This window comes from Paenibacillus yanchengensis, assembly GCF_042684845.1.
Classification (GTDB): Bacteria; Bacillota; Bacilli; order Paenibacillales; family Paenibacillaceae; genus Pristimantibacillus; species Pristimantibacillus yanchengensis.
Genome location: NZ_JBHUMH010000039.1, coordinates 1 through 8,733, shown reverse-complemented (window position 1 = coordinate 8,733; position 8,733 = coordinate 1). Strand labels below are relative to the sequence as shown.

Annotated in this window: 12 protein-coding genes; 1 reads left to right on the top strand and 11 read right to left on the bottom strand. The window is 36.4% G+C overall.

The features are described 5' to 3' along the window. Window positions 1-820: 820 nt before the first annotated feature. The 4 genes from ACFSTH_RS11595 to tnpA all read right to left on the bottom strand — a co-directional run bounded on the left by ACFSTH_RS11595 (window position 821) and on the right by tnpA (window position 4,320). Window positions 821-1,270 (bottom strand): hypothetical protein, encoded by a 450-nt coding sequence (locus ACFSTH_RS11595; RefSeq protein ID WP_377770985.1) that lies wholly within the window; start codon window positions 1,268-1,270, stop codon window positions 821-823. 426 nt (window positions 1,271-1,696) lie between these two features. Beyond that, complete coding sequence (locus ACFSTH_RS11590; RefSeq protein ID WP_377770987.1) at window positions 1,697-2,218, bottom strand: hypothetical protein; 522 nt, start codon at window positions 2,216-2,218, stop codon at window positions 1,697-1,699. Between the two features lie 7 nt (window positions 2,219-2,225). Further along, the gene (locus ACFSTH_RS11585; RefSeq protein WP_377770989.1) at window positions 2,226-3,806 is read right to left on the bottom strand and encodes an RHS repeat-associated core domain-containing protein; all 1,581 of its coding nucleotides are present in this window, start codon (window positions 3,804-3,806) and stop codon (window positions 2,226-2,228) included. A gap of 82 nt (window positions 3,807-3,888) precedes the next feature. After that, window positions 3,889-4,320: an IS200/IS605 family transposase gene (gene tnpA / locus ACFSTH_RS11580; RefSeq protein ID WP_377770991.1), complete on the bottom strand. Its 432-nt coding sequence runs from the start codon at window positions 4,318-4,320 to the stop codon at window positions 3,889-3,891. Window positions 4,321-4,371: 51 nt separating this feature from the next. Here tnpA and ACFSTH_RS11575 point away from each other — a divergent pair, with 51 nt between their 5' ends. Beyond that, entirely contained in the window at window positions 4,372-4,548 is a 177-nt protein-coding gene (locus ACFSTH_RS11575; RefSeq protein WP_377793683.1) for an IS3 family transposase, read from the top strand. A gap of 326 nt (window positions 4,549-4,874) precedes the next feature. On the opposite strand, the gene ACFSTH_RS11570 is transcribed toward ACFSTH_RS11575, so the two are convergent. From ACFSTH_RS11570 to ACFSTH_RS11540, 7 genes are all read right to left on the bottom strand, one after another. Next, window positions 4,875-5,195 (bottom strand): hypothetical protein, encoded by a 321-nt coding sequence (locus ACFSTH_RS11570; RefSeq protein ID WP_377770993.1) that lies wholly within the window; start codon window positions 5,193-5,195, stop codon window positions 4,875-4,877. 312 nt (window positions 5,196-5,507) lie between these two features. After that, complete coding sequence (locus ACFSTH_RS11565) at window positions 5,508-5,897, bottom strand: hypothetical protein (RefSeq protein ID WP_377770995.1); 390 nt, start codon at window positions 5,895-5,897, stop codon at window positions 5,508-5,510. 84 nt (window positions 5,898-5,981) lie between these two features. Next, window positions 5,982-6,281, bottom strand: a complete 300-nt coding sequence (locus ACFSTH_RS11560; RefSeq protein WP_377770997.1) for a hypothetical protein — start codon at window positions 6,279-6,281, stop codon at window positions 5,982-5,984. Window positions 6,282-6,292: 11 nt separating this feature from the next. Beyond that, on the bottom strand, window positions 6,293-6,634 hold the full coding sequence (locus tag ACFSTH_RS11555) for a hypothetical protein (protein ID WP_377770999.1): 342 nt from the start codon (window positions 6,632-6,634) through the stop codon (window positions 6,293-6,295). A gap of 58 nt (window positions 6,635-6,692) precedes the next feature. Beyond that, on the bottom strand, window positions 6,693-6,914 hold the full coding sequence (locus tag ACFSTH_RS11550; RefSeq protein WP_377771001.1) for a hypothetical protein: 222 nt from the start codon (window positions 6,912-6,914) through the stop codon (window positions 6,693-6,695). Between the two features lie 350 nt (window positions 6,915-7,264). Next, complete coding sequence (locus ACFSTH_RS11545) at window positions 7,265-7,705, bottom strand: hypothetical protein (protein WP_377771003.1); 441 nt, start codon at window positions 7,703-7,705, stop codon at window positions 7,265-7,267. Further along, a partial coding sequence (locus ACFSTH_RS11540) for an RHS repeat-associated core domain-containing protein (protein WP_377793681.1) occupies window positions 7,702-8,733 on the bottom strand: 1,032 nt, incomplete at its 5' end. The genes ACFSTH_RS11540 and ACFSTH_RS11545, both read right to left, overlap by 4 nt.

Genomic DNA, 8,733 nt, shown 5'->3' with positions numbered 1-8,733 from the left:
GTTGGAGAAAGTTCACGTCGAGTTTGGAATTGTGGCTTTAGCCCACAATCTACTGAAGGTGGCGGGTATCCACTTCGCTACATTCTTGCAAAAGCAGGTACGAAAAAAGGCTAGTCGGAAAACTTCAAGTTTTCTCGACCAACCTTTTTATTTTGGGGACTTATTGGAAACCCTATCTTGCTTTATATTATGATATTAATTCCATAGTAATGTAATCAGTTATCCTCTATTTCTGAGTTAAGACCTAGTTCCGTTGAAATTAATTCAGCGACTACCAAACTATAAGCATCATTTTTACCTTACTTTCTTTACGGACAATCCATTATCCTCAAAACATACTAACAATGTTGTACCATCAATCTCTAACAACTCATGGTAACCCCAACAGTCGATATTTATTCCATAATCCTCTGGACATGTATCGCTATCATATTTAAAACAAAGCTTATTAATATTATTGTATTTAATTACCCACTCTTCGTAACCATCAGTGATGTTAAGTTGTAATTGCGCTGGCTTTGCATTAGCTACAGTATGTTGAATTAAACACTCCTTAATATCAAAATCATGAAAATCATTTTTTTCAAATATATCAAATACTCCATCCGGTAAGAACTACAGGTACTATAGGAGGTGTTGGACTTTTAGGGTTGTAGGGATCATTACCAGGTTTAAAATGTTTATACGATCGATCTTGTTTCTTTTTGTTTTCGTCCCAATCCCAATCACCCTTTTTCTTTAAACCGTCTTTCACCCAACCAGGTAGATCTCCTGTGCTATGTTTCTTCTTGTCATGAATTATGCCGTCTTCATTTTGAGACTAATGTTTTCCCTTCGGACCATTGACGTGTATATGATCTTTGGTACCATTCCCCGGACTTCCACTATCTTCCCTAAAACTCCATCCCACACCTAAATCAACCTTTATACCAAACAAATAACCTACTTGTTTAGCTGCATTCATTTCTCCCATACTTGGATTTGTTAGAGTTTCATAATAAGAAGTTCTAATTGAATCTGCTTGATTATCTAGATTGTATTGAAATTTCCTAAAAGCAAATAAATTTATTTTGTAATAAGAAGATTTTTTATCCAAAGAAAAAATTAACTTCTGAGCTTCTTCCCTTGCTGTGGTAAATACTTGAAATTGATTATTATAATAATCAGATAAGTGCTTATTACCACTTTTTTTATGACCCGTAGGATCCACGTATTTAAGAGGATTATTATGCACATACGTGTAAAGATTTAAGGTAAGCGGATTATTCAATTCTCCCTCATACGTATCCTAATTAATAAAACGGAACATAGAATAAAGAAAGGCAACTGGAATGTCAATCCAATTACCACTAATTATATTATCCTGCTTGCTTTAGCGGTAAGGTCGGCATCACGTAACCGGATTTGTTTTCATCATTGCATAAATGTTATTTACCAATTTCCGCATAATACAAACAACACATAGATTTCTCTGAACGCAATTATCCTAGCTACGTAGGGACTTGGTTCCTCCTACGATTGGACTTTCACCAGTTAGAAAATGCGTGCTTATCTGGGCATACAGGAAAAGAAAAACCACATGGAGTTGTTACACTCGCATGTGCCTGAAATAGTACTACACAATCGTTTTTCGATGTAAGCGATAAGATTTCCCTATACAAGAGACTTTGGAGAAATATTCGGCCTTACATGTTGATTAATCCTTATCCTCTTGATAATAAGGCGACTCACATTCCTCTACGAACAAACCACTTGCTTGAATGCTATCTATAGCGTCCATGCATACATTGTTTACACCGATATACATATAATAGTCATAGCCAAAATGAACAAACATCTTATCCTCAAATACTAATCTCAATCCAATCAGTTCTCTTAGTATCATCTTACATAAATCCTGTAAATCTTGATTCGATACAAATTGGTTCTCAGAAATCTCCCCATACAATTGCTTCATTTGTTGTGTGTATATGTTATGGTGCAATGTTATTTTGGGTGTTTCATAATCCTTATGCAAATCAGAAACAAACAAACCACTAATTCCTATGCATTTCATTATCCTGGTAATTGCATTAACATAATACTCTTCTACACGTAAATACTCCTCTATTGTGAAGACTACTCCACTAAACTCTTGACCCACATCAGATATCGAAGTCCATTCATCATAATTTCCGCTATTAGTTGGATTATATTTGGTGATTTTATAACTATTCATTTTCATCCTACTTTCCAATTGGATTCAGCAACGCATCATAAGTTCCGTATCTTGTGTCCTTTGAGTTCAACTCATTAATTGTTTTTGCTGCCTTCCACACCCCTCCATTATGTGAATCTACATCTGGAGATATAAAAATTTTACTATTAGAATAGACAAGCTGGCCTTTTGATGTTTTAACATTCTTAACCACTGTAATACCTAGGTATTTAGCAAGGTCACCAGCCTGTCCATTGGTCAATTTCAATGTTTTTCCGGCCTTTTGTGTTTTTAGAGGATTTCCTGATTTTCCCTTTACTCCTGGCAAAGATATAGTTGAGAGTGCTGCTAATGCGTCTAATGGACTAGAGTCGGGGTTAGTTAATGTTCGATAAGCACTTACACCTGTTATATCATCCATAAAGTTTATCATTTGTTGATTTATTTCTCGTTGCCGTTGCTCCATGTCCCTTTGGAGTTGTTCACTCAGAAGCTTCATTTGATATCTTACATAAAGCTGATCGTACGATAAGCTTGGATAATTATACACATATGAGTTAGGTACATACATAGCACCTTTAACGTCAAAGTGATATTCTCTACCCTTCTCACCGCCATTGTAACCACCAACATGTGAGTATTTTCCATTAGCAGATTGACACCAATTACCAGTTGGGTCAACATAAATTAATGGATTATTATGCACATACGTATACAAGTTCTGACTTAGTGGATTGGCGAGTTCCCCTTCATACACATCCTCATTGATAAACCGTCCAATACTTGGATCATACCAACGTGCACGTAAGTATTGTAGATTCGTCTCTTCATCCCAGTATTCGCCAGAATAGCGGAAGGATTGTTCTATCGTTTCGAAATGCTCCAGTGGTTTCCCCCAGATATCGTACGTGTACTCATTGATTAGCTCGCCTTCAGTATCCGTAATACCAGTCACGTCACCATGACCGTTTACCATATAATAACCTTTTTCCCCTGCCGCTGTTTCGAGCATCGCAAGATTATTCCCAAGCAAGTAACTTATTTTTTCACGCACGGTTCCATCTAGATCCACCCATGCTTCGGATATGATCTGTTGACCATCATAGTAATAGCGAATCGTCGTATCTTCATCACTTCGTTCTACGAGTAAGTTGTCACCATTATAACGATAAGTGACTTCCTTTCCTTCTTCCGTCGTTACTTTAGTTAAACGATCCCATTCATCATAGGCATAGTCACTATTTAAGCTATCCAGTGGAGTTGCTTCCGTCGCTAAGGTCTGACGATTACCACGTTTATCATACGTATAACTTTCGTCGAATAATGTAGAAGTCGCTATACGGCTAAGTGCATCATACGTAAACGTGTTATCTTCCATGACTACGCTTTGCTTTGTTGCTTGACGATTTGTTATATTACTAATTTCCATGCCTAATGAAGCAGATACTTCATATGCTAAAATTACATTCGTTTCAGCGTCTTTGATGGTGGATATATAAGCAAGTTTACTGCATTTATACATTAAATACATAATATCAGTTAAATAATACTTTTCTGGCTTCTCCTTGCTGAAACGACCACCTGCTAAAGCAGGTGGATTTGGACACAAAATGTCGACGACTAAAGTCGTTGATTATGACTGAAGTCCTCTTAAAGCCCTATTGCTTAAGCAAATTTAACTTTGACTAAACTCATTCTTCAATACTAAATATGTCGTTCTTTTCTTCATTAAACTGATTTACAATATAATTTCTAATCGTTTCTTCATCTACTGTTCCAACCGCCGCACAAAAATAACCTCTTGCCCACAATTGATGTCCCCAATATTTCTTTTTTAGATCAGGAAACTGATCTTGGAGCAGCCTCGATGATCTGCCTTTTAGGTACTGCATCACTTTACTGGGAGCTAGACTTGGTGGACTGGATAACAATAAGTGAATATGATCTATTCCTACACTTCCTTGCAATATCGTTATTAATCTCGGTTCGCACTCTTGCCTGATTAATTCTCGTGTTCTCATCGCAATCGGACCATATAACACCTTATATCTGTATTTTGTTACCCAGATCACATGATACTTGATATCAAAAACCGCATGGCTATTCTTTTGGTATCTGTCCATACTTTTCACCTCACATTTAGTATGGAAAATAAAGAATAAGGCTAAGAACGGATACCGTCCAAAGACGGTAGAGTTGAACCACGCATTTGGAGATTAAAGGATTACAGGAGCTATGAAGAATTGAAAACGGATATAGATGAATACATGAAATTTTATAATGAAGAACGCTATCAAGAAAAGTTAAACAGCCTAGCACCGTTAGAATTTCGGCACCAGGCTGTGGCATAATTCTTTTGTTTTTTCACTGTACACTTGACAGGGAGCAGTTCATGGCACAGGTTTTTTTAGGTCAATAAACTCGGTTATTAGACGCTTACGATTGATAACCGGAACCTCTGGCGCACCACCTACATTTAGTTCTTCTACTATAAATGAAAAAAACGAGAGGTTCGGCGCATAAATCGCTAAACCCCTCACTAAATTAAACTATGGACTTTTTCAGTGCCTCGTAAAACACAGATAGCAACTTCAACAAGGTGTCTTGACTTTTTTAAAAATGCCCTTTACAAAGAGTAACGTTTAAGTTGTTACTCTCGTAAATGGTTTTAAAATCTTTAAAGAAGTGAAAGATGATCGTCTTCAATTTCTCCATCCATAGAATAAACAATTGTATAGTGACCCCTATATAGGGTTTTATAGTGAATTCTAACTGAGATAACCACATGATTATACCCTTCTTCAGGCCAATTCGTAATTCTCAATGAAACAGTATCAATAAACAATTCTATCTCATTTTTATTGAATTCATAAAAATCTTTTTCAAAATCATCTAAATTATCTTTTTGATAATTACTTAAATAATTCCAAAAAGCATTAAAGCTTCTTTCCTCCAAATTATGCTTAAATACAAAATCCTTCATCGCTTCTACATCCATAATTTCACCTGCCCACTATTTTTTTGTCTTATGAGCAGTCGATAACTACCGCAACATGCTTTTCCTTATGCAGGGTCTACACCGACATACAGGAACTTGTTCGGTTTGGTTTTCAATGTGCTCAATGAAAAACAGGTTGGTTTCCCGGCCTGTTTTTTTACTTATCGTTTCTTTGCTTGTCTCCGTTGTCTTCGAATACCGTTGTGACGTTCGAGCGTTGCGTCTGCGACATTTTGCAAACCCAAACGGTGTTATCCTTCCTCTTTAGGTTGATTTGTTCGAGCAACCAGTTCTCGTTGGTCATTGATTTTTTTATTCATAAAATTTATATAATACTATAGCTCCTCCCAATAGGATAGAGGTAACTAAAAGTAAAGTACCTAAAATAACTCTACTTCGTTTTTCTTGGTTTTGTTTGGTGGATTGAAACCCACCGATTATGAAAAAAATAAAAGTCAGTAATAAGAATGGCAAAGGTAGTGCACCAAACCAATCAGAATAGTAACTAAATAGTTCTAATCTCGATATAACTCTTACTAGACCAGCTATTATTGCGCTAATTGTTCCAAATAAAAATCCTAATAAAGTGAGCTTCAAAAAACGTTTTCTAATTTTATAGATATAGATAATACAAATTAAGGGCAATATCAAAGTAATAGTATAATAAATTGGATCTGATAATGAATTGTAAAAGGTATTCATTAAGTCACTTCCTAATAAAATTATGCCGAGAGAGCTTCTTAAGGAAGCTCTCATTGACTAGATTGAATTACTGTTTTAAATCATTTATTTTTTACTTTCTCCAAACATTTGATCTTTAAGCCAGTTAACGCCTAAATTAATACCAGCTCCAATTGCAATACCTGATCCAACTACCACGATTACAGGAGCTGTGGTTGCAGAAATAATTGCAGAAATACCAATTGTAGCTCCTGTCCCGACAAGTGTCATTGTTGCTGCCAAGTATCTATCTGGTCCATCGTACTGATTAAAGTCATTATACAAATCATATCCAGTCAAAATTAAAGCAGAAGGGCCCGCTATTTTAGAGACACCAGCTAATGCTCGTTGAGTGTTATTCGGCAATTTATATCCTTTTAACTTCGATTAATCCCTAATGACGGTAAATCCGCTGTAATCGGCTTGTGACTTGTTAAATAGCCTGCAACCGTAGGTCCAAGAAAACTGTCTGCAGTTCCGGTTGCAGTTCCTTTAAGCAGTTCAACCGCTACATCCTGCCAATAGTTAGCCTCCTTCTTTTTGAACGGACCATTTTTACCTATATATCCCGTAATAATACCATTCTCTATAATGGGGGAGCCAATAAAATTATCGTTCTTACCCATTTCAAAACTTGAGATAGATGAACAAGGATCTCCATGCGCCCATTTCCCATCTTGTGAAACACAATAATTACCACTTGGGTCTATATACCTCAATGGATTATTATGCACATACGTATAAAGGTTCAACGTAAGCGGATTTGTCAGTTCCCCTTCATACGTATCCTTTTCCCCCTGTCGCTGTCTCTAACATAGCAAGACTATTTCCACGTAAATAACTTACTTTTTCACGTACGGTTCCATCTGGGTCCACCCATGCTTCGGATATGATCTGTTGACCGTCATAGTAATAGCGGATCGTCGTATCTTCATCGCTTCGTTCCACGAGTAAGTTGTCACCATTATAACGGTAAGTAACTTCCTTCCCTGCTTCCATCGCTCACGTCTGGCGATTATCACGATTATCATACGTATAATTTTCGTCGAACGTATTAATAAAGCATTACATAGGACTAATGAGGGTTAAGCTCTTTCGGAGTGCACCGCCCGATTCCTTCAACACTGGCCACCTAATAAGAAAAACCACAATACGAGGCTAATCGCATTGTGGTCACTTTACTTAAAGCATTCCGGTTTTCAACTCAATTTCATCAATATCTTTCAGCCTGTGCTCAATTTTCCCACCCGTTTTTTGGAGCAGTATACCAAATTCCAGTATGAGAAATTCTTTTTGTATCAAAGTAAGCTTCGTCATCAATGCGAATCTGAAACATAGTACATAGTAGTTCAAATCAGTTTCTCATAAAGATCTAAAACAGCTTTATTGTTCGGATCAATTATTAATATTTCCGATGCAACTTGTATCGCTTCGTCTTTTGAAACAACTTCATCAGGGGTTAAATGCAGGAAAATTATCATTTCTTTTAAAGAAACATCACTGGAATCTAGTTCTATCGCTCTTCTAACATGATAAAGACTTGTTTCGTATGCCCCCTCTATGAAAGATAGTGGATTAATCATTACGCTTGCAGCGAGAATATGAAGATCTACTGATTCATTCTCAGCTATCAATTTACATATAAAGGAGTATATCGTTATACTGCTAACTTCGTAAGAAATCTCCATGATTAGATCCTCTATCTTCTTTGAATCAAATATATTTATTAATGAACTTGCTTCGGAATATCTTCCCTGAGTTATAAAATTTATTATTTCTTTTTTTTTCATTTTGCCACCCACGCGTTCCCAATTTTTATTGTACCATCAGCCAACTTATTGTAAGTAACAACAACTAATTCATTATTTACATACATTGACTTCATAAAGACTTGCTTATAGCTACCTTCCGCCCCTTTAGCCATTACTTTTGTCATAACAGCTGCAACTTGGCCCCAATTATTTGGATCTTTAACCACTTTACTCCAAAGGTGTTTACTTTTCAGTATATGGTTAATATTATTTACACTAAGAGCAGCTATCTCTTTAGATATGAGTGCCTTAGCTCCTTCTTTCACTCCTTGTTTAAGAATTGCTTTTCCCATTCCTTTTACAGCATTTTTTGGTAATGCTCCTTGGAACAATAGAAGCGGTTCATCATAAATAGGTACTGATTTAGCGTTACCATAGTATAAATCGATCGTAAAACCTGATTTTCGTTCTAAAAAAACCATTTTATCTTCAATATAATTTTCCCAATAATTCATACTTCCTCTAAACTTATTTGAAGAATTGATATAACCTGTCACTTTACCATTTTTAATGATAGGTCTATTGTCGTATGAGCTATCATCACCTAAATAAATCGAAGAAATTGAATCACACTCACCACCATGTGCCCATTTCCCATCTTGTGAAACGCAGTAATTACCACTTGGATCAATATATCTGAGCGGGTTATTATGCACATAAGTATAAAGATTCAACGTCAGTGGATTCGCCAGTTCCCCTTCATACGTATCCTCATTTATAAACCGTCCGACACTCGGATCATACCAACGTGCACGTAAATATTGTAGATTCGTCTCTTCATCCCAGTATTCGCCAGAATAGCGGAAAGATTGCTCTATCGTTTCGGAATGCTCCAGTGGTTTGCCCCAGATATCGTACGTGTACTCATTAATTAGCTCGTCTTCAGTATCCGTAATACCAGTCACGTCACCATGACCGTTGACCATATAATAACCTTTTTCCCCTGTCGCTGTCTCTAACATAGCTAGACTATTTCCACGTAAATAACTTATTTTTTCACGTATGGT

Bases quoted from the DNA above. Each gene is read 5' to 3' on its own strand.
- ACFSTH_RS11590 (WP_377770987.1), bottom strand. From the start codon at position 2,218: ATGAATAGTTATAAAATCACCAAATATAATCCAACTAATAGCGGAAAT.
- tnpA (WP_377770991.1), bottom strand. From the start codon at position 4,320: ATGGACAGATACCAAAAGAATAGCCATGCGGTTTTTGATATCAAGTAT.
- ACFSTH_RS11570 (WP_377770993.1), bottom strand. From the start codon at position 5,195: ATGGATGTAGAAGCGATGAAGGATTTTGTATTTAAGCATAATTTGGAG.
- ACFSTH_RS11565 (WP_377770995.1), bottom strand. From the start codon at position 5,897: ATGAATACCTTTTACAATTCATTATCAGATCCAATTTATTATACTATT.
- ACFSTH_RS11550 (WP_377771001.1), bottom strand. From the start codon at position 6,914: ATGGAAGCAGGGAAGGAAGTTACTTACCGTTATAATGGTGACAACTTA.
- ACFSTH_RS11545 (WP_377771003.1), bottom strand. From the start codon at position 7,705: ATGAAAAAAAAAGAAATAATAAATTTTATAACTCAGGGAAGATATTCC.